Annotated in this window: 17 protein-coding genes; 16 read left to right on the forward strand and 1 reads right to left on the reverse strand. The window is 71.1% G+C overall.

Translation table 11 applies throughout. From position 1 onward, the window contains the following. Nucleotides 1-107 precede the first annotated feature (107 nt). The 3 genes from BLS95_RS35785 to BLS95_RS35795 all read left to right on the forward strand — a co-directional run bounded on the left by BLS95_RS35785 (nucleotide 108) and on the right by BLS95_RS35795 (nucleotide 6,380). Nucleotides 108-2,027: an nSTAND1 domain-containing NTPase gene (locus tag BLS95_RS35785; protein ID WP_090941907.1), complete on the forward strand. Its 1,920-nt coding sequence runs from the start codon at nucleotides 108-110 to the stop codon at nucleotides 2,025-2,027. A gap of 159 nt (nucleotides 2,028-2,186) precedes the next feature. Further along, nucleotides 2,187-3,569, forward strand: coding sequence for an MFS transporter (locus tag BLS95_RS35790; protein ID WP_090941909.1), 1,383 nt, complete (start codon nucleotides 2,187-2,189; stop codon nucleotides 3,567-3,569). Nucleotides 3,570-3,596: 27 nt separating this feature from the next. Beyond that, nucleotides 3,597-6,380, forward strand: a complete 2,784-nt coding sequence (locus BLS95_RS35795) for a P-loop NTPase fold protein (RefSeq protein ID WP_090941912.1) — start codon at nucleotides 3,597-3,599, stop codon at nucleotides 6,378-6,380. A gap of 24 nt (nucleotides 6,381-6,404) precedes the next feature. On the opposite strand, the gene BLS95_RS59225 is transcribed toward BLS95_RS35795, so the two are convergent. Continuing rightward, nucleotides 6,405-8,741, reverse strand: coding sequence for a fibronectin type III domain-containing protein (locus BLS95_RS59225; RefSeq protein WP_090941914.1), 2,337 nt, complete (start codon nucleotides 8,739-8,741; stop codon nucleotides 6,405-6,407). A gap of 228 nt (nucleotides 8,742-8,969) precedes the next feature. On the opposite strand from BLS95_RS59225, the gene BLS95_RS35805 reads away from it, so the two are divergent. The 13 genes from BLS95_RS35805 (at nucleotide 8,970) to BLS95_RS35865 (ending at nucleotide 23,615) form a co-directional block, all read left to right on the forward strand. Next, nucleotides 8,970-9,914 carry a carbohydrate ABC transporter permease gene (locus BLS95_RS35805; protein ID WP_218136148.1) on the forward strand — a complete coding sequence of 315 codons (945 nt, stop codon included), beginning with the start codon at nucleotides 8,970-8,972 and terminating at the stop codon, nucleotides 9,912-9,914. A gap of 11 nt (nucleotides 9,915-9,925) precedes the next feature. Beyond that, entirely contained in the window at nucleotides 9,926-10,807 is an 882-nt protein-coding gene (locus BLS95_RS35810) for a carbohydrate ABC transporter permease (protein WP_090941920.1), read from the forward strand. A 25-nt stretch (nucleotides 10,808-10,832) separates the two neighbouring features. Beyond that, nucleotides 10,833-12,194, forward strand: a complete 1,362-nt coding sequence (locus tag BLS95_RS35815) for an ABC transporter substrate-binding protein (RefSeq protein ID WP_090941923.1) — start codon at nucleotides 10,833-10,835, stop codon at nucleotides 12,192-12,194. A 28-nt stretch (nucleotides 12,195-12,222) separates the two neighbouring features. Further along, nucleotides 12,223-13,719, forward strand: a complete 1,497-nt coding sequence (locus BLS95_RS35820; protein ID WP_090941926.1) for a glycoside hydrolase family 36 protein — start codon at nucleotides 12,223-12,225, stop codon at nucleotides 13,717-13,719. A 57-nt stretch (nucleotides 13,720-13,776) separates the two neighbouring features. After that, on the forward strand, nucleotides 13,777-14,943 hold the full coding sequence (locus tag BLS95_RS35825) for an ROK family transcriptional regulator (protein ID WP_218136149.1): 1,167 nt from the start codon (nucleotides 13,777-13,779) through the stop codon (nucleotides 14,941-14,943). A 242-nt stretch (nucleotides 14,944-15,185) separates the two neighbouring features. Next, nucleotides 15,186-16,493, forward strand: coding sequence for an ABC transporter substrate-binding protein (locus BLS95_RS35830; RefSeq protein ID WP_090941930.1), 1,308 nt, complete (start codon nucleotides 15,186-15,188; stop codon nucleotides 16,491-16,493). 77 nt (nucleotides 16,494-16,570) lie between these two features. After that, nucleotides 16,571-17,563: a carbohydrate ABC transporter permease gene (locus tag BLS95_RS35835; RefSeq protein ID WP_090941933.1), complete on the forward strand. Its 993-nt coding sequence runs from the start codon at nucleotides 16,571-16,573 to the stop codon at nucleotides 17,561-17,563. Beyond that, complete coding sequence (locus tag BLS95_RS35840) at nucleotides 17,556-18,398, forward strand: carbohydrate ABC transporter permease (protein ID WP_090941936.1); 843 nt, start codon at nucleotides 17,556-17,558, stop codon at nucleotides 18,396-18,398. The genes BLS95_RS35835 and BLS95_RS35840 overlap by 8 nt, the downstream gene beginning before the upstream one ends. A 6-nt stretch (nucleotides 18,399-18,404) precedes the next feature. Then, entirely contained in the window at nucleotides 18,405-19,400 is a 996-nt protein-coding gene (locus BLS95_RS35845) for a carbohydrate kinase family protein (protein WP_090941939.1), read from the forward strand. 48 nt (nucleotides 19,401-19,448) lie between these two features. Further along, a complete protein-coding gene (locus BLS95_RS35850; protein ID WP_176993564.1) occupies nucleotides 19,449-20,324 on the forward strand; it encodes an aldolase in 876 nt (291 codons plus the stop codon). Between the two features lie 8 nt (nucleotides 20,325-20,332). After that, nucleotides 20,333-21,157 (forward strand): DeoR/GlpR family DNA-binding transcription regulator, encoded by an 825-nt coding sequence (locus BLS95_RS35855; protein ID WP_176993565.1) that lies wholly within the window; start codon nucleotides 20,333-20,335, stop codon nucleotides 21,155-21,157. Then, nucleotides 21,154-22,212, forward strand: coding sequence for a tartrate dehydrogenase (locus BLS95_RS35860; RefSeq protein WP_090941948.1), 1,059 nt, complete (start codon nucleotides 21,154-21,156; stop codon nucleotides 22,210-22,212). The genes BLS95_RS35855 and BLS95_RS35860 overlap by 4 nt, the downstream gene beginning before the upstream one ends. Beyond that, nucleotides 22,209-23,615: an aldehyde dehydrogenase family protein gene (locus BLS95_RS35865; RefSeq protein WP_090941951.1), complete on the forward strand. Its 1,407-nt coding sequence runs from the start codon at nucleotides 22,209-22,211 to the stop codon at nucleotides 23,613-23,615. Before BLS95_RS35860 ends, BLS95_RS35865 begins: the two co-directional genes overlap by 4 nt. Nucleotides 23,616-23,659: the final 44 nt, after the last annotated feature.

Raw genomic sequence — 23,659 nt, forward strand, 5'->3', positions numbered from 1 at the left:
TCTTGTCGTGCGCGGAAAGCGAAACTGCAATCAAAATGCAATGAACGTCCTCTAGCCTGAAAGTCTGAGGTTCGTCCTCGCTTTTTTCGTCGGAGACAGGACGGGTGATGACCGCCAACGGCAGCGACCTGAAGCCCTACGCCGGCCCGCACCCGTTCACGCGCGAGGACGGTGTGCGGTTCTTCGGCCGAGATCAGGAGGCGTCCGACCTGGCCCGGCGCTGGCGCCGCGACCGGCTGACGATCCTGCACGGGCCTTCAGGGGTCGGCAAGACCTCGCTGCTGTCCGCCGGCGTGCTGCCGCGGCTCCATCCGACCGCCGCCGACGTGCTCCCGGTCGGCGGTGTCCTGCGCTCCTCGCTGGTGCCGGCCGCGATCGTCCCGGCCGGCGGCGACGCGCAGGTCTTCGCCCTGCTGGCGTCCTGGGCGCCGTTCGAGTCGCCGGTGGAGTTCACCGGCCAGGCGATCTCCGCCTTTCTCCGGCGCCGCAAACCCCGCCGCGCCCCCTCGGGCGAGGTGCTGCCCGTCCTCGCCGCCGTCGATCACCTCGACGACCTGTTCACGGGGAGCCTGACCGATCCCGTGTCGTTCCTCGACCAGCTCGCCGAGGCCCTCGACGCGGAGCCGAGACTGCGGCTGCTGCTGGTGATCAGCGACGAGCACCTCGGCTCGCTCACCCGCCACCCGGGGCTGCGCCGCCACCTCGGGGACGGGACCTACCGGCTGGAGCCGCTCGGCGCCGAGCCGGCGCTCGACGCGTGCCGCCGCCCGGTGGAGGACCTGGGCTGGGCCTTCGCCCCGGGGGTGGCCGAGGCGCTGGTCGACGACCTGCGGCAGGTGCCAGGCGGCCTCCTTCCCGCCGTGGAGCCCGTTCACCTGCAGGTCGTGTGCACCGCGTTGTGGCAGGGCGTCCGGGCGGAGCCGCGCCGGATCACCCTCGACGACCTGCCCGCCGTGGACAAGGTGCTGGCCGAGTTCGGCCACTTCATGATCGACGAGGTCGCCCACGACCACTTCCACGGCGACGCCGACGAGCTCACCGACCTGGTGCGCCGGCTGGCCGGTGGCGACACGGACGCCGGCGCGGCCCTGCCTGACCGCGTGGTCATGGCGCTCGTCGACCGCCACGTGCTGTGCGGGGCCGGCGCCGCGCGCCGCATCGAGATCCGTCCCCGGCTCGTCCGGCCCCTGACACTCGGCCGCCGCTCCGCCAAGCGCGAGGACCAGCACACCGACTCCGCCTACCACCTGGAGGCCGCCGAGCGCGCCCTGCACGAGGGGCACCTCGACCTCGCGCTCAAGCACGCCGACGGGGCCGTCCAGCGCTCCGCCACCGACCCCGGCCAGGGACACGCCGACCTCCTGCGCCCGCGCATCGAGTCCTTGCGCGCCGACATCGCCCACGTCTCCGGCGACCAGGACACGGCGATCGACCACTACCGCCGGGCCATCCAGCTCTACACCACGCTTCGCGGCACCGACCACCTCGTCGCCACGCTCTACACCGCGATCGGCCGCATCCTGATCCGCCAGGGCAGATACCGGGAGGCCGTCAGGGAGTTGCGCGCGGCCCTGCGGCGTGGCCCCGGCGAACCGGCCATCCACACGGAGCTGGCCTGGGCCCTGTGGTACGGCGGCCAGGAAGGCGTCGCGATCGACGTCCTCAACGACGCGCTCGCGCTGGAGGGCAGCGCGCCCGAGGCGCTCCGCGCGCGCGGCGAGATCATGTCCGATCTCGAACGCCCCGTGCCCGCCCTGCGTGACCTCGACCGGCTGAGGCCCTTCGCGCAATCGTCCACCAAGGCCGCCTACGCGCTGGCGCTGGCCCTGTCCGGCGACGTCCCGCACGCCCTGCGGACGATCCCGCCGCTCGACAGCGAGCGCGACGGCTCCACCCTCCTGCGCGCGGCCCGGGTGATGTGGGCCGCGGGCAACCGCTCCGAGGCCGCCCGCCTGGCCAGACGCGCCCAGCAGGGCTCGCTGCCGCCGCGGCTCGCCGCCGAGGCCGAGCACCTCATCGGCCGCTGAACAACCGTGACCTTCCCATGGCCGTCGGCTCTCTCGTCCGCCACCTCACGGACCCGGCCCATGCCCTAGTCTCTGACAGTGCTCCGTGCCCCAAGTGCCCGCCACACCAGTCGCGGGACGTCGAGCCGTACGGTCAAGGACCGGGCAGCGGAAGCCGCCATGGCAGGCACGCGGCAGGTTAGACACGCGTTCACGCTCAGCGCGGCCCACCCGTCCTTCGGGTTCTCGTGGCTGGGCTCGACCCTGTCGATGCTCGGGACGAGAACCCTCGGCGTGACCTATCCGCTGCTGGCGTTCTGGCTCACGTCCTCCCCCACGTGGACGGCCTGGGTGATGTTCGCCGCCACGGTTCCCGCGCTGCTGTGCTACATCCCGGCGGGCGCCATCATCGACCGGCTCGGGCGGCGGCGGGTGATGGTGTGGAGCGAGCTCGGGCGGGCCGTGCTCATCGCGCTGCTGTGCGCCGGGCTGCTGACCGACCGGCTGGACGTGGGCCTGCTGCTGGCCATCGCGTTCCTGGAGGGCGGGCTCGGCGTGTTGTCGTCCGTGGCCGAGACGGCGCTGATCCCGGCCACCGTGCCCAAGCGCGACGTCGAGACCGCGCTGGCGCTGCACGAGACGACCGTGCACGCGGTGGTGCTCACCGGACGCCCGCTGGGCGGCCTGCTGTACGGACTGGGCACCCTCGTTCCCTTCGTGGCCAACGCCTTGATGTTCGCCTTCGCGGCCCTCGCGGTGTCCCGGAGCAGCCGGGGAGAGCGGCCCGCGGAGGACGCCGCGGGTGACGAGGGATACGCGCCGCTCACGGCCGACGAACCGGCGCCGGCGCCGACGTTCCTCCGTGAGATCGGGGCGGGGCTGCGCGAGGTCAGGGATCACCCCTTCCTGCGCACGGCCACCCTGCTGACCGCGCTGATCAACCTGGCCGTGCAGTCGCTCATCGTGGTGTTCCTGTCCATGGCGGCCTCGACCGGGCTGCACCCCGCCCTGGTCGGCCTGACGCTGGCCGCCTCGGGGGTGGGCGGCGCGTTCGGCGCGTTCATCTCGCCGGCCAGGAAACGGATCTCCAAGGGGATCGGCCGCCGCGCGGCCCGGGTGCGGCTGACGTTCCTGGCGGAGTGGTCCGGCCTGTCGCGCAAAGGCCGCTCCATGCCGCTGGTCCACGTCTGGGCCTGCGCCGTGGGGCTGGGGCTCGTCACCCTCTTCAGCGAGGCCACACTCGCCTTCGCCGTGGCGTTGCTGATCATCGGGCTGACCGGCGGGCTGAGCAACGTCACCATCAGGACCGTGCTCAGCCGGGTTCCCGAGCACCTCATGGCCAAGGTGGTGAGCGTCACCCGGCTCGGCAGCTACAGCTCGGTCGCGCTGGGCCCGCTGGTGGCCAGCGTGCTGGTCGCGTCCGTGCAGGTCAACGGCGCACTCGTGATCATCTTCCTGGTCACCTGCGGGATGGCGGCGACGGCGACCCTGGTGCCGAAACTCAGGCGGGCGCTCTCCCCCAGGCTGCTGATGTATTCCCGGGTGGACACAGAGCGTGCGTAACCGGCGCCGATGCGCTGAGAATGAGGCATGCCGCTCCGCCGATTACCGCATCTCCTCGCCGTCCTGGCCGTCGTCGCGGGAGTGTTCGTCCCGTTCGCCCGGCCGGCGAGCGCCCGGGCCGTCCTGGCCGCGCCCCAGTTCATGGAGCAGACTCCGCTGTCCATCCCGCTCGACCGGGTCGGCGGGACCAGCGTGTGGCGGATCGGCATCGTCAATCCCGGCCCGGCGACCTCGGCAGAGGTGCGTGTCGCCGGCGCCGTCGGGCAGACCCTGACCGTCCGGGGCGCCGCCAGGCTGCGACTGGCCGCGGGCGGGACGGCGTGGGTGGACCTGGTGCCCGGCCCCCGGCCGCGCGCGGGCACCGGCCAGCTCCTGCTGATCTCGCCGGCGGGCATCGACCGGCGCCAGGTGAGCGTGACCCTGCCCTTCCTGCGGCGCCACCTCGGCTGGGTCGTCGCCGGCGGCGTCGCCGCCGTGGCCGCGCTGGTCTGCGGGGCGCTGTACTGGGGGCGGAGGCGGGCCCGGCGCAGGGCCCGCGAGGAGATCCTGGACGACCGGCCGGCACCCAGCACGGACGAGTTCACCCATACCGACGAGCCCACGGAGAACGACCGGCTCAACCGCAGCGAATACGCCAGCGGTCTGGCCCACCTGGCCGCCTCCGCCACCCCGCCGCTCGTCATCGGCGTGTTCGGCGAGTGGGGCACGGGCAAGACGTCGATGCTCAGGCAGATCAGGAAACTCATCGACGGCTACGAGCACTGCGCCCACGTCTGGTTCGACCCATGGAGGCACCAGTACGACGCCAACCCCGTGCTGCCCCTGCTCCACACCATCGTGACCGGCCTGGGGCTGGAGCGGACGGAGGGCCTGCGGCAGAAACTCGGCGTCATCTCGGAGGTGCTCGGCTCCCTCGTCCTCACGTCCGCGCTCAAGATCTCGGTGGCGGACGTGCGCAAGTCGTTCGAGGTCTACGACGAGCAGAACTTCCGCGTACGCTCCGAGCACGCGCGCCTCGACGGCCACCTCCGCACGCTGATCGCCAGGGCGCTGGAGGCACGGCAGAAGAGCCGGCTCATCGTGTTCATCGACGATCTCGACCGCTGCCACGCCGACCAGATCGTGGCCCTGCTGGAGACGCTCAAGCTGCACTTCAACCGCGACAACTGCGTCTTCTTCCTGGGCGTGGCGAAGGCGCCGCTGGACGCGGCGGTGAAGCAGCGTTACCAGGACCAGCCGGTCGGCGACTATCTCGACAAGATCGTCCAGTTCCCCTTCGAGATGCCGCGGCTGTCCGACGAGGCCTTCCGGTCATATGTGGACGAGTTGCTGAAGGAGAACCTCCGGCAGGCCGGCGACCTGCTGAAGCTCGGGCTGAGGCCCAACCCGCGCACGGTCAAGCGCTTCATCAACGTGCTCATCCTGCAGGACAAGGTGGCCCAGGACCGCGGCCTCGAACACTACGACGTCGCGATCCTGGCGGCCGTCCTGCTGATCCGTGACGGCGACCCCGAGTTCTACGGCCGGCTCGCGCACGACCCGACGCTGCTGGGGAGGATCGTGGAGGATCTCGACACCGCCGCCGAGGACCAGCCGCTCGCGTGGAGCCCGCTGGCGCTCAAGCTCGTCCAGGGCTTCCCCGGCGGCCGGGAGCGGATCCCCGGCAACGTCAGCCCGTACATCGACCTGGTGCGGTCGTCCCCGGTCGTCCAGCAGAGCGACACGGTCGCGGAGGAGAGCCAGGCCGCGGACGCCTCCGGTGTGGCGGCCCTCGGCCTGTCCGCGCCACGGGTGGATTTCGCCCCGCTCAAGGAGCGCGTCCAGCGGTACGTGAGCACGGCGGCGGGCGCCGAGGAGGACCTGCTCGACCCCCTGGTCCGCTTCTCCCGCGACGGCGAGCGGGTGACGGTCACCCCCGAGGAGCTCCTGGCCAGGGAGGGCACCGGCCTGTACGTCTTCGGCGAGCCGGGCAGCGGCAAGAGCGTACTGGCCGTCCGGCTCACCCGCCGCCTCCTCGCCAGGACCGACGTGGTCCCGGTCTTCCTGCGGATGGCCGCCTTCCAGACCGAGCAGCCCGACCTCGAACTGCGGCTGACCCATGCGATCCGCCGCGAGTACCAGATGTCACTGGTGGAGATCTATCCCCTGGTCCAGAGCAGGTCGCTCGTCTACGTGCTCGACGAGCTGCACGAGCTGGACAGCGCCGCGCAGGCGGCGCGGCTGCTGGAGGACGTCGCCCGCTACGGCGCCCTGACGGGCGTCCGCTTCGTCGTCACGGACCGGGGCGGGACGTCGCGCGAGTCCGTGTCGGCGCGGCTCGGCCTGGAGACGATGGAGGTCCTCGGCGTGGCGGAGGAGGACGGCCGGCGCCGCCTGGAGAGGCTGCTCGCCGACCGGCACGTCCCGGTCGAGCGGCTGGGCGCCCTGCCGTCCGCGCTGCTGACCTCCCCCGGCTTCTTGTCGGTGCTCGCGGCCCGGCCCGGGTGGATCGACGACCTGCCCGGCACGCGCGTGGACTTCCTGCCCTGGTACGCCGACCGCGCGACGGCCGGTCTCGAGGTCGCGGCCGTCGAGCGGGAGCGGGTCGTGCGGGCGTTGCGGGAACTGGCCGTCCATGGCGAGGAGGAGGACTCGACGGGCTTCTCCAGCGAGGACGCCGGCGTCCGGGAGATCTTCCGCGACTGCGGCATCGTCGGCATGCAGGTGCCCGAGGCGCTCAGGGCCATGGTGGACGCGGGGGTGCTGTACGCGGCCGGTCCGCACGCCTTCCAGTTCGCGCATCCGCTGCTCCGGGACCACCTCGCCAGGTGACCCCGGACGCGGGCGTTCCGGGCGCTACTGGAACGAGAGGGAGTCGATGGTGATGGTGCCGCGACCGCCGTACCAGAAGCCCATCGCGAGCTGTCCCGGGGACGCGCGGTTGATGCCGTTGGCGGCCATCGGGATTCGGATGTCCTGGTACGCGGTGGTGAGGGCCGGATGGCCGCCGCCGTCGAGCGTGAAATCGCCGAAGACCTTGGTCACCCCGCCGAGCCCGAGGCTGAAGTGGGCCTGCTCACCCCCGGCCGTGCCCTTGATCCGGACCACGAGATGGGTGTACGCGGACAGGTCGGTGTTGACGTCACTGCCGAACCAGCCGCAGTTGTCGTAGCGCAGGCTGAGCGCCCCGCCGGAGACGGCGCCCGAACCGCCGCCGTCGAGGAAGCAGTTGCCGCCGGTCCACTTGCCGAGGTCGTTGCGGGCGGCGGACGGATACGCCGGGTCCCCGTCGAAGTCGTCGAGCACCAGGCCCGCGGCCGAGGCCGGAAGGGTCACGACGGTGACCGCCGCCGACGCGGCGGAGGTGTTCCCCGCGGCGTCGTAGGCCCGCACGGTGTAGGTGTAGGAGGTCGCGGGGCTGAGCCCGGTGTCGGTGAAGGACGTGGTCGCCGAGGTCCCGACCTGGGTGCCGGCACGGTAGACCCGGTATCCGGCCACGCCCACGTTGTCCGTGGCCGCCGTCCAGGACAGGCTGACGGAGTTCGCGGTGCGGGCCGGCGCGGCCAGCCCGGTGGGCGTGGTGGGCGCCGTGGTGTCCGGGCCGCCGCCCGTGCCGACGGTGACCGGGCCGAGGCCGAGCCAGCCGTCGGCGCCCTGGGTGGCGTTGGCGAAGCGGAGCTTCTTGGCGTTCGCGGAGACCGCCTCCAGCGGGTTCTTCACCCGCAGGACCCACTGGTAGTTCCCGCTGGGTACGCCGGCGAGGTCGACGCCGGTCTGGAAGTACTGCGGGTAGCCGTAGTCCAGATAGGTGGGGTCCGAGCCGACGCCCCAGTCGGGGAACGCGCGGATCTTGAGCGGCATGACCGTACGGAGGTCCCAGGAGGTGTCGAAGGTCCTGACCACGGTGCCGGCGCCGTTCTTCAGGCCGAGGGTGACCGTCCACGGGTAGTAGAACGGCGCCACGCCGTTGTTGCTGATCCGGACGCCTACGTTCGTGGTGCCGCTCGCGGTGTTCCTGAAGTACGCGTTGTTGACGGTGAGGTCGTATCCCATCAGCCGGACGGCCGCCGCGACGTTCGGGTCGTTCGCCGCGTAGCTCTGGCTCTGCTCGTTGATCTTCCAGGTGGTGTGCTCCAGCTCGATGCAGGCCCGCATGTTGTCGACCTGCCCGGAGCCGCCGGGCCAGGAGGCGAACGCCGAGGACTGGATCTCGGGCCGGACCTCGCCGCCCATCGAGGCGGTGATCCACTTGTTCTCGGCGCCCGCGTTGAGCGCCCGCTGGAGCTGGGCGTACCCGGCCCCGCCGAGCGACTGCGGCAGCGTGACCCCGGCCAGCGGCGAGCCCTCCCGGTAGCAGAAGGAGTCGTCGTGGTAGCCGATGTCCCGGTTCGTCACCGCGCCCGCGGCCGAGTCGGGGTAGCGGATCTCCAGCTTGGTCCTGTTGAAGGCGTTGTCGTAGGCCCCGATGACCTGCGCGGCGTGCGCGTCGGTCGGCATGAAGTTCGGGTAGGAGTCGCCGCCGGTGTCGGTGTCGAAGGGCCAGGTGTGCCACTCACCCCAGAGCCCGATCAGCCCGAGGTGGATGAACCCGATGCGGGGGTCGCCGTCGTACCGGGCGCCGAACGCCGCGATGAAGTCGTTCAGCGCGCCGAGCAGGTACGGGCTGTCGTAGTCCGGGCTGGTGGTGCCCCAGAAGGTGTTGGTCCGGTACGTGACGTGCCCGTCGAAGCAGTGCGGGATGGCGTTGCCCGGGTGGGTCCCGCTGCCGCCGGGATACTCCAGGTAGAACCGGACGGCCGCCTGGTTGCCGTACGAGGCGATCTCGTTCAGCGCGTTGTCGAGGATGGACCAGTTGTACTTCGAGCAGTCCGCCGGGTCGGTCATCACCTCTGACAGGCCGAAATAGCTCCACATGAGGGAGTGCGGATAGCCGGTGTTCTGGTCGCTCCCCGGCCAGTAGAACCGGGCGAACCCCTTGAGCGGGTTGTCCAGCGGCCCGGGTGCGGACGCGAGCGGGTGCGCCTGGAGCGACGGATCGGGCGAGGCGGGGCCCGGGGGCCGGGCCGGCGCCCCGGCGGGCACCGGGGCGGCCGCCCCCGCCTGGGCGGCGGGGAACAGGGCCAGCGCGACGGCGGCGAGGGCCGCGAGCGCGACCCGGCGCAGCCGCCGCGACGGCGGAATCAGGGCAGGCATGACTGAGGAACCTCCGAGATACGTGGCCGGCAGGAGCCTGCGACGGGCCCGTCAGAGGCCCGCCGCATGGGGGTTGACGTGGGACGGAAGGGTTCGGTGACGCTGCCGTACACTCGCCGAGATATGAGGAGCTATTGACAAACTTACGATGGGTCACATCATTATTCGGGAAGTGATCCCGTGACAAGAGGGCAATTTCACCGAGCACCGAGGACGATGATGAGAACGATGCGGTCCGCGGAACGGTCGCAGGTCGCCGAGCCGAGCGTTGCCGGCGCACCCCGGCGAAGACGGACCCGGCCGCGTGACGACCGAAGGGCGGCGTGGATCTTCCTGGTCCCCGCGCTCGCCGGCTTCGTGATCTTTTACGGCTACCCGACCGTCCGCGGATTCTGGTACTCGCTGACCGACTACAACCTGCTCACGGCCCCGGCCTACGTCGGCGGGGACAACTACGCCCAGCTCGTGCGCGACCCGCAGTTCTGGCACTCGATCGCGGTCACCGCCTACTACGTCCTGATCAACATCGGCTCGCAACTGCTGCTCGCGCTGCTCCTGGCCGCGCTCATGCACCGCCTCACCCGGTCGGTGGTGCTCCGCGCGATGCTGCTGCTGCCGTGGCTGGTGCCGAACGTCACCGTCGCCCTGGTCTGGATCTGGCTGCTCGACGCCGAGCTCGGCTTCGTCAACCACGTGCTGCGGGCGCTCGGGCTCGGCACGATCGGCTTCTTCATGTCGCCCGACTGGGCCATGCCGACGATCGCGATGGTCAACACGTGGGCCTACACCGGCTACACCGCGCTCCTGCTCTACGCCGGCATGCTGCAGATCCCGCCGCACCTGTACGAGAGCGCCGCCATCGACGGCGCCGGCGAGCTGCGCATGTTCCGCTCGATCACGCTGCCGATGTTGCGGCCCGTGCTCGCCCTGGTGCTGGTCGTGTCGCTGATCGGCTCGTTCCAGATCTTCGACACGGTCGCCGTGGCCGACCGTGGGGGCGGCGGGGCCGGAAGCGCGGTCAGGGTCATCTACTACTTCATCTACCAGCAGGCCTTCCAGTACTTCCACATGGGCTACGCCTCGGCCGCGGCACTCATGCTCGCGTTCGTCCTCGGCGTGCTCACGGTCGTGCAGATGCGGCTGCTGCGGGCGTCCCGCTCGGACCTGGCCTGAGGAGAGACACGTTGCGGCGCATCGCGAACATCGGCCGGTTGCCGGCCTGGGCCGTCCTGGCCGTGGCCCTCCTGCTCACCCTGTTCCCCTTCTACTGGATGGTCCGTACGGCGCTCACCCCGGCCGCCGACCTCTACACCGACAGCGGCGCCCTGTTCCCGCGGCATCCGACGACGGTGAACTTCCTGCGCGTCCTCGGGCTCACCACCCAGGAGGAGGCCCGCGCCGCGGGCGGGTCGGGGGCACAGATCAACTTCGCCCGCTACCTGCTCAACTCGGTCGTCTACAGCGGCCTGATCGCGACGTTCCAGACCTTCTTCTGCGCGATGGCCGGGTACGCGTTCGCCCGGCTGCGCTTCCCCGGCCGTGAATTCGTCTTCGGCGTCGTGCTCGCCGCGCTCATGGTGCCGCCGATCTTCACGCTGCTGCCCAACTTCGTGCTGGTGAAGAACCTGGACCTGGTCAACACGTTCGCCGGGATGGTGGCCCCGACGATCTTGATGACGCCGTTCGCGGTCTTCTTCCTGCGGCAGTTCTTCCTGTCCATCCCGCGCGACGTGGAGGAGGCGGCCCGGCTGGACGGCAACGGCCCGTGGGGCGTGTTCTGGCGCGTCGTGCTGCCGATGAGCCGCGGGCCGCTGATCACCATCGGGCTCACCACGACCGTGTGGGCGTGGAAGGACTTCCTGTGGCCGCTGCTGGTCGGCCGTGAGGAGCAGACCCGGGTCCTCAGCGTCGCGCTCGGCGTCTTCCTGCAGCAGTCGCCCAACACCCGCCCGGACTGGACCGGGCTCATGGCCGGGTCGACCCTCTCGGTCCTGCCGGTGCTGCTCCTGCTGGTCCTGCTCGGCCGCCGGCTGGTCCAGTCGCTCAACTTCTCCGGAATCAAATGACCCCCCGTCAGAGAGGCATCGACCTATGAACACCACCAAGCGGGCAGGCCATGCGCTGCTGTCGCTGGCGCTCGCCGGCGCGCTCGCCGCCTGCGGGTCCGGCGGCCAGACGCAGGACGGCGCGTCCGGCGGCGACGTCACGATCGACTACTGGCTCTGGGACGACAACCAGCAGGCGTCGTACCAGGCCTGCGCCGATGCCTTTCACACGGCCAACCCGAACGTCACCGTCAAGATCACCCAGACGGCGTGGGACCAGTACTGGCAGAACCTCACCACGCAGTTCACCACCGGCCAGGCCCCGGACGTGTGGACCAACCACGTCTCCTACTACCCGCAGTTCATCGGCAGCGGGCAGGTGCTGGACGTCCAGCCGTTCGTCACCCGCGACAAGGTCGACCTGACCCAGTACCAGGAGGGCCTGCCCGACCTGTGGGTGAAGGACGGCAAGCGGTTCGGCCTGCCCAAGGACTGGGACACCGTGGCGCTCGTCTACAACACCTCGATGCTCGGCGAGCAGGGCGTCAAGGCCGACGAGATGGCCGGCCTCACCTGGAACCCGTCCGACGGTGGCACGCTCCAGCAGGTCATCGCCAAGCTCACGGTCGACGAGAGCGGGCGCAACGGCCTCGACCCGGCCTTCGACAAGAACCGCGTCAAGGTGTACGGCTTCCTGCCGGAGTGGGCCGACGGGTCCCAGGGCCAGAACGGCTGGGGCGACCTGGCCGTGGCCAACGGGTGGACGTACCTGGACAAGAACCCCTGGGGCACGCAGTACAAGTACGACGACCCCAGGCTCGCCCAGACCATCGACTGGTACCGGCAGCTCATCGACAAGGGGTACGCGCCGAAGTTCGACAAGCAGTCCACCCTGGGCAGGGACGCGGTGCTCAACGCCGGCAAGGGCGCGATGACCTTCGCCGGGTCGTGGACCATCAACTCCTTCCTGGGCCCGGACGCCAAGGAGAAGTTCGCCCTCGCCCCGATGCCCCTCGGCCCGGCCGGCGTGCGCAAGACCGCGATCAACGGCCTGTCCGACGCGATCTTCGCCGGTACGCCGCACAAGGAAGAGGCCTGGAAGTGGGTGAAGTTCCTGGCCTCGGCCGACTGCCAGAACATCGTCGCCGACCACGCCGTCGTCTTCCCCGCCATCAAGTCGGCCAGCGACAAGGCCGCCGCCGCCCACCAGGCCAAGGGGCGTGACGTGCACGTCTACCTCGACGCGGCGAAGGCTCCGGGCGGCACCTTCCTGCTGCCCATCACCGAGCACGGCAACGAGGTCAGCCAGATCGTGCAGGACGCGATCCAGTCGATCATCCTCGGCCAGGTCGGCGCCGCCGAAGGTCTGAAGCAGGCCAACGACCAGGTCAACGCGCTGTTCTCGTAGCATCCGCATTCACCGACAAAGGAGCATCATGCCGCTGCTCGTCGAGCTGGCAGGCCGTACCGTAGCCCTTGAGCCGACCGGCTCCGAGCCACCACAGAAGATCGAGGGCGGGGTCGTGCTGCCGCCTGGCCGGGTGGCCGTGCTGCACGGCCTCGGCGACGCGCTGTTCTACCGGCACGGACAGAACTCGTGGAGCCCGTGCGGCTGGCGGCGGCTGTCCGAGCCGCCGCTGCGCATCGCCGACCCGCGGCGCCGGGTCACCGCGGACGACCCCGTCTGGGACGACCCGTCCCGCCACCACTCCTCGGCCGTCGCCGCCCTGCAGGGCGACGACGGGCGGGTCCTGCTGCTCGGCGCGCTCGGCATCGGCACCCCGCGCCTGACGGCCGACCGCGACACGCTCGCCGGCTGGTACGAGGACGACGGGGCGCCGTGGTTCCTGGCCTACGGCGAAGAGGAGGAGGTCTTCGGCTCCTACACCCGCGCGCTCGCCGCCCGCCTGGGCAGCAGCGAACGACGCGCCGGGAACGTCTGGTGCAGCTGGTACGCCTACTACGAGGGCATCACCGAGACGGGGCTGGCCGAGGACATCGGCGCGCTGCGCGGGCTGCCCTTCGACGTGCTGCAGGTCGACGACGGCTGGGAGGAGACGGTCGGCGACTGGGAGCCGAACGCCAAGTTCCCGTCCGGGATGCGCGCGCTCGCCGACCGGATCTCCGGCGCCGGGCTGCGGCCGGGGTTGTGGCTGGCGCCGTTCATCGTGCTGCCGGGCTCGCGCACCGCCCGCGAGCGGCCCGAGCTGCTGCTGCGGGACGAGCGGGGCGAGCCCGTGGTCGCCGGCCACAACTGGGGCACCGGCTACTGGGCGCTGGACCTGTCCCGGGCCGAGGCGCTCGACCATGTGGAGCGGCTCATCCGGCGGGTGGTGCACGAGTGGGGCTTCGGCTACCTCAAGCTCGACTTCATCAACGCGGGCGCCGCCCCCGGCGTACGGCGGGGCGGGCTCGGGCGCGAGCAGTCCTACCGGCGGGCGCTGGAGCTGATCCGGCGGACCGCGGGAGAGGAGGTCTACCTGCTGGGCAGCGGCGCGATCCTGCTGCCCTCGCTGGGCCTGCTCGACGGGCTGCGCAGCGGGCCGGACGTGGCGCCGATGTGGCAGAACTACGCCAGCGACGACCCGTCCGACGCGATGGCGCGCAACGCCGTGGTCAACACGCTGCACCGGCTGTGGCACGCGCCGCTGGCCGAAGTCGACCCGGACGTGGTGTACTTCCGCAGCCGCCTCAACCTGCTCAACGACCGGCAGCTCGGCTGGCTGCGCGACCTGGCCACGGTGTGCGGGTTCCGGGCGGTGTCCGACCCGCCGGGGTGGCTGCGGGAAGAGGAGCTGGCGGACATGACGGCGTACCTGTCGGCCCGGCCCGCCGTCGTGCGCAAGGACCGCTACGTGTTCGCCATCGACGGCCGCGAGGTGGACTTCGGCCCGGCCGTCGCGCCCGACGGGCAGTGGTATCCGATCTCCTGACTTCGACTACCCTTTTGTAAAGGGCGCAGCGTTATTAAGGGGATCGAGGGGGCGAGGGTGACCGAGCAGGTCACGACCGGGACGGACGTCAACCGGATGCGGGAGCTCAACGCGCTCAGCATCGTCCGGGCGCTGCGCGGCAACCCGCCCTCCACCGTCACGGAGCTGGCCGGCCGCACCGGGCTGTCCCGGCCGGGGACGGACGTCATCGTGCAGGGCCTGGTCGCCGACGGCTGGCTCACCGTCGTGGAGCCCGACGGCAGCAGCGTCGTCGGGCGACCCGCCCGCCGCTACCGGTTCAACGCCGGCACCGGGCACGTGATCGGCGTCGACGTGGGCGCGCACAAGGTGCTGGCCATACTGGCCGACCTGGACGGCGCCGTCGCCTGGACGAGCCGGCTGCCGGTCGACCCCGGCGCCGACCCGGCGGCGCGGCTCACCGTCGTCGACGCGGCCATCGAGGAGTGCCTGGCCGGGACCGGCCTGCGCCCGGACGAGATCTGGGCGATCACCGTCGGGGTGACCGGGCCGGTCGACGCCAGCGGCCGTACGACGCTGTTCACGCCGCTGCCCGGGTGGGCCAGCGTCAACCCCCCCGAACATCTGGCCGCGCGCTTCTCCTGCCCGATCCAGGTGGAGAACGACTGCAAGCTCGCCGCTCTCGCCGAGCGCTGGCAGGGGGCGGCCCGCGACGCCGACGACATCGTCTACGTGCAGGCGGGCATGCGCACCGGGGCCGGGCTGATCATCGACGGCACGCTGCGCCGCGGCTACGGGGGCGCCGCCGGGGAGCTCGGCGCGCTGCGCGCCGTCCGCTGGCTCACCGCGCCCTCCCACCTGGAAAACTGCGCCAGCCTGCCGGCGGGCATCGACACCGATGACGCGGCGGCCTGGGTGTTCAACGCCGCCCGCGCCGGGGACAAGGCGGCCAGGACCGCCGTCCGCCGCTACACCCGCGACCTCGCCGTCGGCACCGCCGCCCTGGTCCTCACCCTCGATCCGCAGGTCGTCGTCCTCGGCGGGGGTTTCTCCCGCTCCGCCGACCTCATCCTCGACCAGCTGGCACGCGAGCTCGGCCGCACGTGCCTGCGCGTCCCCGAGCTCCGCGCCTCCACGCTGGGCGCCCAGGGCGTCGCTCTGGGCGCGCTGCGGCTGGCCCTCAACGAGGTGGACGCCCGCGTGTTCGGCGTGGGCCTCCTCGCCCCCGCCGCCCCGCGCGCCTGACCGCCGCCCGGTCGCCGGCACCCGCCCGTTCCCGCGCGCCCGCCGAACCGCGGCCTTGAGGTGAGAGCCGTCGTGCGGGAGCCAACAGACCATCCGCAAAGTCCGGCTAAAATGTGGTCGGGAAGTATCAAAGGATGTTCTATTGACACCAACATTACCGTGATGTTCAAATGTCACCACCTTGACGGCCGGGCAAGCGGACAAATGTGACCAAGCTTGCCACTCTCACTTGGAGCGGCGCGATGAAGATCCAACCCCTCGCAGCCGGAGCGTCCGCGATGCTCCTCGCCGCCGCCCTGACCGCCTGTGGTGGCGGTTCGGGGGACTCCGGCTCGGGCGGCGCCGGGACGACGATCACCTACTGGGCCAGCAACCAGGGCGCCAGTCTGCAGAACGACAAGGACATCCTGACCCCCGAGATCGCCAAGTTCACCAAGCAGACGGGGATCAAGGTGAACCTGGAGGTCGTTCCGTGGACCGACCTGACGAACAACACCCTGTCGGCGGCCGTCAGTGGTCAGGGCCCGGACGTGCTCAACATCGGCAACACCAACGCGGTGACCTTCCAGTCGACCGGCGCGTTCTACCCCTTCGACGACGCGGCGATGCAGAAGATCGGGGGCAAGGACCGCTTCGTCGCGAGCTCCCTGGCCACGGCGGGCAAGGCCGGTGAGCCGCCCACCTCGATCCCCCTCTACAGCCAGGTCTACGCCCTCTACTACAACAAGAAGCTGTTCGACGACGCGGGCCTCAAGCCGCCCACCACGTGGGAGGAATTGGTGGCGGCCGCACAGAAGTTGACCGATCCCGCCAAGAAGAAGTACGGCATCGTCATCCCGGGCGCCACCGTGAACGCCAGCATGCACTTCGCGTACATCTTCAGCGAGCAGAACGGCGGCTCGGCCTTCGACGCCGCGGGCAAGCCCACGTTCACCACGCCCGGCATGATCGCCGGCGTCAAGCAGTACGTGGACCTGCTGGCGAAATACCACGTGGTCAACCCGAGCGCCGCGCAGTACAGCGACTCCGCGCAGGCGGCCGGTGACTTCGCCCGAGGGAACGCCGCGATGTACATGGCGCAGACCTCCGGCATCAACGTGCTGGCCGAGAACGGCATGAAGCCCGAGGACTACGGCATCGTGCCGATCCCCGCCCCCGCCGCCGGGCAGAAGGTCTCCAGCTTCGTCGCCGGGACGAACATCTCGGTGTTCAAGAACAGCAAGAACATCGACGCGGCCCTGCAGTTCGTCAAGTTCATGACCAGCGACGACGAGCAGAAGATCCTCAACAAGGCCTACACCACGCAGCCTGTCATCCAGGGCGTGCCCGCGTCCTTCACCGATGACCAGGAAAAGATCGACACCTTCACCGAGGTCCTCTCCAGCCGCGCCAAGCCGCTGCCGCTCGTGCCCGGCATCCAGGCGTTCCAGGCCAACGTCGGCGGCGCGGCGGTCGCGCTGGTCGCCAAGGCCGCGACCGGGGCTCAGGTCGGCGATGCCGAGGTGAAGGCCGCGCTGGAAGAGGCGCAACAGAAGATGGGCGCGAGCTGATCATCTCGTCCATGGCAACCGGCAACCGACCGAACCACGGGGCGCCGCCCGGCGCGGGGCGGCCTGAGGAGAACGAGATGGCAGCGACGACGTTCCCCGAGCGTCCTGTGCGGACGCCGAATGACGGGCCGGGTCCGGATGGTTCCCGGCGGCGCGGGCTCAGGCACATCAACTGGGCCCGCGTGACCCCCTACCTGCTGATCCTCCCGGCCGTGGCGTTCGAGCTGCTCGTACACGTCGTCCCGATGATCGTCGGGATCTTCATGAGCCTCATCGAGCTCACCCAGCTGTTCATCACGAACTGGTCGGCGGCCCCGTTCGCCGGGCTGGGCAACTTCGGGGTGGCGCTCGACTTCTCCGGGCCGCTCGGGCAGCAGTTGCTGCGCTCCTTCGGGATCACGCTCGGCTTCACGGTGCTGGTCGTCGGCATCTCGTACGCGTTCGGCATGGCCGCCGCGATCGTGCTGCAACGCTCGATGCGGAGCCGGGGCTTCCTGCGCACGCTCTTCCTCATCCCGTACGCGCTGCCCGCCTACGCCGGGATCATCGTCTGGAAGTTCATGCTCCAGCGCGACAACGGCCTGCTCAACCAGTTCCTGGTGGACGTGCTGCACCTGACGAACGACCGGCCGTTCTGGCTGATCGGCAGCAACGCGTTCATCTCGGTGGTGATCGTGTCGATCTGGCAGCAGTGGCCCTTCGCCTTCCTCATGTCGATGGCGGGCATGCAGAGCATCCCCGACGAGCTGTACGAGGCGTCGGCGATCGACGGGGCGAGCACCTGGCAGCAGGTACGGCACATCACGATGCGGATGATGCGGCCGATCAGCATGGTCCTGCTCCTCCTGCTCTTCCTGTGGACGTTCCGCGAGTTCAACACCCCCTACGTGCTCTTCGGGCCGACCCCGCCCGCCTCGGCCGACCTGCTGACCGTGCACATCTACTCCAGCTCGTTCATCACCTGGAACTTCGGGCTCGGCTCGGCGATGTCCGTGCTGCTGATGGCCTTCCTCGTGGTGGTCGCGGGCCTGTGGGCACTGTGGAACAGGAGAGTGAGACGCGATGCGTGAGCAGTTGTCGTTCCGGATCTTCCGCTGGGTGGTGCTCGTCCCGCTCGCGGTGTTCACCATCGTGCCGCTCTATGTGGTACTGACTTCGGCGCTCAAGCCGCTGCGGGACGTGCAGGGCGAGTTCCAGTGGTGGCCGACGAACCTGACGCTGGCGCCGTTCGTGGACATGTGGTCGACCGTGCCGCTGGCCGACTATTTCGTCAACAGCCTCATCGTGACGTTCTCGGCGATGGTGTTCAGCGTGGTGATCGCGATCTTCGCGGCGTACGCGATCTCGCGTTACAACTTCCGCGGCCGGGGCGCGTTCTCCGGGGTGATCCTCTCGACGCAGATGTTCCCCGGGGTGCTGTTCCTGCTGCCGTTGTTCATCATCTTCGTCAACATCGACCGGAGCCTCGGCTTCACGTTCCTCTACCAGACCCGGATCGGGCTGATCGTCACCTACCTGACGTTCACCCTGCCGTTCTCGATCTGGATGCTGGCCAGCTACATGGACGGCATCCCGCGGGCGCTGGACGAGTCGGCGAAGGTGGACGGCACGACGGCACTGGGCGCGCTGTTCCGGGTGATCCTGCCCGCCGCCCGCCCGGGCATCATCGCGGTCGCCGTGTACGCGTTCATGACCGGCTGGGGCGAGATCCTGTTCGCCTCGCAGCTGACCAACAGCGCGACCCGCACCCTGTCGGTCGGCATGCAGAGCTACGCCACGGAGACGAACGTCTACTGGAACCAGGTCATGGCGGCGGCGCTGGTGGTCAGCGTGCCGATCGTGGTCGGGTTCCTCATCCTGCAGCGCTATCTGGTGTCCGGCCTGACGGCCGGCGCGGTGAAGTAGCCCGCCATGCCACTGGATGTGATCTGTGTCGGGGCCGTCACCGTCGATACCATCACCACGATCGACCGGCTGCCCGCCGAGGACGGCCGGGTGGTGGGAGAGCCGTTCACCGTCGCCGGGGGCGGCCCGGCCGCCACGGCGGCGGTCGCGCTGGCCCGGCTGGGCGCCCGCGTGGGGTTCTGCGGGGTCGTCGGCGACGATGACGCCGGCCGGCTGAGCCGCGCGCTGCTGGAGGAGGAGGGCGTGGACACCACGTGGCTGCGCGTGCGGCCCGGCATCCGCACGCCGCAGAGCATGATCATGGTGTCCCGGGGGTCGGGCGCGCGGACGATCGTCACCTCCCCCGCGACCCCGCCCGACGACGTTCCACGCGGCGCGGCCCGCTGGCTGCACGCCGACCACAACGGCTACGCCGCCGCCCGCGCGGCCCTGGACGGGCGGACGTCGCTCAGCATCGACGGCGGCAACCCGATCCCGGGCCTCGACCTGGCGGGGGTCGAGCTGTACGCCCCGACCGCCACCTCCCTGAGAGCCGCCTTCCCCGCCCCCGCCCCCGGCCCGGCGACCGACCGCGCCCCTGGCTCGGCCACCGACCATGCAGCCGACCACGCCGCCGACCCGGGTGCCGACCCGGGTGCCGACCGCGCCACCGACCCTCCCGCCGGGCTGGAGGCGAGCCTGCGGGCCGCCGCCGCGGCCGGCGCCCGGCAGGTGGTGGCGACCTCGGGCGGCGACGGCTGCTACGTGCTGGTGGCCGACGAGTTGACGCACGTGCCCGCGGTGCCGGTCGAGCCGGTGTCCACGATGGGCGCCGGCGACGTCTTCCACGGCGCGCTGCTGGCCGGGCTGGTAGAGGGCCGGCCGCTGGTCGAGGCGGCACGGCGGGCGAACCTGGTGGCCGCGCTGTCCTGCCGCTCGCTCGACGGCAGGAGCGGCATCCCCCGCACCACCGAGGTCGAGCACTGGTTGTCCACGGCGCGACCCGCGCCGCGGTCCGATTGAGAACGGAGAATGATGGCTGGGAATTCTGTGGCCCCAGATGAACACGCGATGCGCAGGTTGACCGCCCCCCTGGAATCAGCCGAGGGCGGTTTCGCCATGCTCGCGCTGGACCAACGGGAGTCACTGCGCCAGATGTTCCCTTCTGTCAACGGCCAGGCGGCGACCGACGAGGCGCTGCGCGAGTTCAAGTCAACGGCGACACGGGTGCTGTCACCGCTGACCACCGCCGTTCTGCTGGACCGGCTCTACGGATTGACCGACACGGCACCCGAGGGGCTCCGGTCCAGCCTGATCGTCGCCGCCGACGTGCTCGTACAGCCGCCGGGCCAGCCCGTGCAGACCACCCACCTGGACCCGGCCGTCACCCCCGAGTACATCCGCGGGACCGGTGCCGCCGCGGTGAAGTTCCTGGTGATCTGGGAGGCCGACGGCGACCCCGACGAGCGCGTGCGCCTGGTCCGCTCGTTCCTCGACCTGGCCGCCGAGGCCGGGGTCGCCAGCCTGGTGGAGGCGATCGTGCGTCCCGCCGCCGGCCGGACGTGGGAGCAGGAGGAACGGCACGCCGCCATCCTCCAGGCGGCCAGGGAGTTGTCCACGCTGGGCGGCTCCATCTACAAGGCGGAGGTGCCCGGATACCAGCCGGGCGACCTGTCGAAGGTCAGGGAGCAGTCGGAACGCCTCTCCGAGATCGTCCCGGTGCCCTGGGTGGTGCTGTCGAACGGGGTCGAGAGGGAGGACTTCGCGGGCGCCCTGCGGGAGGCGTGTCTGGGCGGTGCGAGCGGTTTTCTCGCGGGACGCGCGATTTGGAGCGACACTGTCGCTGACCCCGACCCGCTGGGCGCGCTGACCCACCGCTCGGCGGAGCGACTGCGCGCCCTGAATGCCATCGTGGCCGAGACGTCACGAGGGCGACGGAGGCTATGAACCCGACCATGACAAAAGAGAACTTCCGCTACACCTCGGCGCCGGAGCGCAGGGACCGGCTCGTACAGTTCATCACCGAACAGGGCTACTGCACGATCACCGAGCTGTCCAAGGCGTTCGCCGTGTCGGAGATGACCATCCGCCGCGACGTGCTGCGGCTGACCGAGCAGGGCAAGGTGCGGGGGTTCCGCGGCGGCGTGGGCTCGCTGTCCAAGCAGGACATGGAGGGCAGCGACTACCACCTGCGGGACGTGAAGATGGCCGACGCCAAGCGGGCCATCGCGCTCAGGGCGGTCGAGATGATCGGCACGGGCTCGGTGGTGGCCATCGACGCGGGCACCACCACCCGGCAGGTCGCCGACCTGCTGCCGGGCGAGCGCGGCGTCACGGTCGTCACGCACTCCTTCCCGGTGGTGTCGAGCCTGATCGGGCGCGGCGGCACCGAGGTGATGTGCCTGGGCGGACTGCTGCACCCGGAGTCGTTGTCGTTCGACGGACCCGCCACCCTGTCCGCGATCTCCAACCTGCAGGTGGAGACGCTGTTCCTGGCCGCCAGCGGGATCGGCGAGCGGGGCGCGTTCTGCGGCAACGGTTTCGACGCCATCACCAAGCGGGCGCTGATCGAGGTGGCCGAGCACGTCGTGCTGCTCACCGACTCCTCGAAGTTCTACGCCTCGGCGATGGTGAAGATCTGCGGCTGGGACGCGATCGACCGCGTCGTCATCGACGATGGCATCACCGACGAGCACCGTCTCATGCTCCAGCAGCAGGACATCGACGTGGTGACGGTGACCACCGCGCCGCACGAGCTGACCAGTGGAGCCGCCTCGTGACCACGCATCGGATCGCCGTCATCGCGGGCGACGGCATCGGCCAGGAGGTGGTGCCGGCCGCGATCGGCTGCCTCGACGTGGTGGCCGCGCGGCACGGCATCGGCCTCGACTGGCACCAGCTCGACTGGGGCTCCGACCACTACCGGCGGCACGGCCGGATGATGCCGGTCGACGGGCTGGACGTGCTGGCCGGGCACGACGCCATCTTCCTGGGCGCGGTCGGGGTGCCGGACATCCCCGACGTCGAGACGCTGTGGGGGCTGCTGATCCCGATCAGGCGGCGCTTCGAGCAGTACGTCAACCTGCGCCCGGTCAGGACGTTGCCCGGGGTGCCCTCGCCGCTGGCCGCCGCCGGGCCGATCGACCTGGTCGTGGTTCGGGAGAACAACGAGGGCGAATACTCCGAGATAGGCGGCCGGCTGTATCGCGGCCTGCCGGAGGAGGCGGCCGTGCAGGAGGCGGTGTTCACCCGCCACGGCGTCACCCGGGTGGCCCGCTACGCCGCCGAGCTGGCCGCCGGCCGCAGCGGGCGGCTGACCTCCGCCACCAAGAGCAACGGGATCGTGCACACGATGCCGTTCTGGGACGAGGTGGTCCGGGAGGTGCTGGCCGAGCACCCGGACGTGGAGCTGCGCAGCGAGCTGATCGACGCGCTGGCCGCGAGCCTGGTCCTGCGTCCCGCCCGCTACGACGTGATCGTGGCCTCCAACCTGTTCGGCGACATCCTGTCCGATCTGGCGGGCGCGGTCACCGGCTCGATCGGGGTGGCCCCGAGCGCCAATCTCAATCCGGAGCGGCGGCATCCGTCGATGTTCGAGCCGGTGCACGGCTCGGCTCCGGACATCGCCGGGCAGGGCGTGGCCAACCCGGTCGGCCAGTTGTGGAGCGGCGCGATGATGCTCGACCACCTGGGCCACCCGGAGGCCGCGGCCGAGCTGGTGTCGGCCTTCGAGTCGGCGCTGGCGGGGGGCGTACGCACTCGCGATCTGGGCGGCACGGCCACCACCGCGGAGTTCGCCGCGGCCGTGCGAGGCAACATCGAGGAAGGCACGTGAAGCTCTACATCGACGGGGAATGGCTGCCTGGCGCGGCCGAGCAGCCGGTGCTCGACCGCTGGAGCGGCGAGCAGGTCGGCACGGTCGCCGTGGGCACCGCCGAGCACGCCGTCCTGGCCGTGGACGCGGCCGAGCGGGCGATGCGGCGCGGGCTGCCGGTGCCGGAGCGAGCCAGGATCCTGGGCGCCGCGGCACGGCTGGTCGCGCGGCGGGCCGGGGAGTTCGCCCGGCTGGTCACCGCGGAGACCGGCAAGCCGATCACGGCGGCGCGCGGCGAGGTGGACCGGGCGGTGCAGACGCTGACCTGGGCGGCCGAGGAGACCCGGCGGACGGCCGGAGAGGCCGTGCCGCTCGGCGCGATCGAGTCGGGCGCGGGCACCCTGGCCATGACCGTGCCGGAGGCCAGGGGCATCGCGGCCGCGATCACCCCCTTCAACTTCCCGGTCAACCTCGTGCTGCACAAGATCGCACCGGCGCTGGCGGCCGGCTGCGCGGTCGTGCTCAAGCCGTCGGAGAAGGCGGTACTGGCCGCCGGGCTGCTCGTCGAGGTGTTCGCCGAGGCGGGCCTGCCCGCCGGCTGGCTGAACCTGGTGACCGGGCCGCCCGCCGAGGTGGTGGACGCCTGGCTGGCCGACCCCCGGGTCGCCGTCGTCACCTTCACCGGCTCGACCCGGATCGGCTGGGAGCTGAAGGCGCGCTCGCCGCGCAAGCTGCACGTCCTGGAGCTGGGCTCGAACACCGCGATGGTGGTCACCGCCGCCGCCGACGTGGAACGGGCCGCCGCGGACGCGGTGACCGCCGCGCTGGCCGGCTCCGGGCAGGCGTGCGTCTCGCTCCAGCGCCTGTATGTGGCGCGCGAGGTGGCCGGCCGGCTCACCGCCGCGCTCGGCGCGGCCTTCACCTCCGTCCGCCACGGCGACCCGCACGACCCGGAGACCGTGGTCGGCCCGCTGATCACGCCGCAGGCCACGACGGCGCTCAAGGCGGCCATAGACGCCGCGGTGGCCAAGGGCGCGCGGCTGCTGGCCGGAGGCGAGGTCGTGAACGGGGTGCTGACGCCGACCCTGCTCACCGACGTGGACCCGGACGGGCCGCTGGTGTGCGAGGAGGCGTTCGGACCGCTGCTCAGCGTGCTGCCGGTGGACGACCTGGACGCGGCCATCGACGCGGTCAACCGCTCGTCGATGGCGCTGAACACCGCCGTCTACACGCGTGACCTGGGCGAGGCGATGCGGTTCGCCGAGCGGGCACAGGCGGGGACCGTACTGGTCAACATGCCGCCCTCCTACCGGGCCGACCACATGCCCTACGCCGGGGTGAAGGACTCGGGGCAGGGCACCGAGGGCGTACGGTACGCGATCGAGGAGCTGCAGCACCACAAGCTGGTCGTGCTCAAGCCCTGAGCTTCGTGACCGGTGCCCCGGACGGCGGGGCACCGGTCACCGCG

The sequence above is a fragment of the Nonomuraea jiangxiensis genome (assembly GCF_900099965.1).
Classification (GTDB): domain Bacteria; phylum Actinomycetota; class Actinomycetes; order Streptosporangiales; family Streptosporangiaceae; genus Nonomuraea; species Nonomuraea jiangxiensis.

What these genes read in the sequence shown, in the direction of transcription:
- BLS95_RS35815 (WP_090941923.1), top strand. Translation starts at nt 10,833, where the DNA reads ATGAACACCACCAAGCGGGCAGGCCATGCGCTGCTGTCGCTGGCGCTC.
- BLS95_RS35785 (WP_090941907.1), top strand. Translation starts at nt 108, where the DNA reads ATGACCGCCAACGGCAGCGACCTGAAGCCCTACGCCGGCCCGCACCCG.
- BLS95_RS35830 (WP_090941930.1), top strand. Translation starts at nt 15,186, where the DNA reads ATGAAGATCCAACCCCTCGCAGCCGGAGCGTCCGCGATGCTCCTCGCC.
- BLS95_RS35790 (WP_090941909.1), top strand. Translation starts at nt 2,187, where the DNA reads ATGGCAGGCACGCGGCAGGTTAGACACGCGTTCACGCTCAGCGCGGCC.
- BLS95_RS35840 (WP_090941936.1), top strand. Translation starts at nt 17,556, where the DNA reads ATGCGTGAGCAGTTGTCGTTCCGGATCTTCCGCTGGGTGGTGCTCGTC.
- BLS95_RS59225 (WP_090941914.1), bottom strand. Translation starts at nt 8,741, where the DNA reads ATGCCTGCCCTGATTCCGCCGTCGCGGCGGCTGCGCCGGGTCGCGCTC.
- BLS95_RS35855 (WP_176993565.1), top strand. Translation starts at nt 20,333, where the DNA reads ATGACAAAAGAGAACTTCCGCTACACCTCGGCGCCGGAGCGCAGGGAC.
- BLS95_RS35820 (WP_090941926.1), top strand. Translation starts at nt 12,223, where the DNA reads ATGCCGCTGCTCGTCGAGCTGGCAGGCCGTACCGTAGCCCTTGAGCCG.
- BLS95_RS35845 (WP_090941939.1), top strand. Translation starts at nt 18,405, where the DNA reads ATGCCACTGGATGTGATCTGTGTCGGGGCCGTCACCGTCGATACCATC.
- BLS95_RS35835 (WP_090941933.1), top strand. Translation starts at nt 16,571, where the DNA reads ATGGCAGCGACGACGTTCCCCGAGCGTCCTGTGCGGACGCCGAATGAC.
- BLS95_RS35850 (WP_176993564.1), top strand. Translation starts at nt 19,449, where the DNA reads ATGCGCAGGTTGACCGCCCCCCTGGAATCAGCCGAGGGCGGTTTCGCC.
- BLS95_RS35805 (WP_218136148.1), top strand. Translation starts at nt 8,970, where the DNA reads ATGCGGTCCGCGGAACGGTCGCAGGTCGCCGAGCCGAGCGTTGCCGGC.
- BLS95_RS35795 (WP_090941912.1), top strand. Translation starts at nt 3,597, where the DNA reads ATGCCGCTCCGCCGATTACCGCATCTCCTCGCCGTCCTGGCCGTCGTC.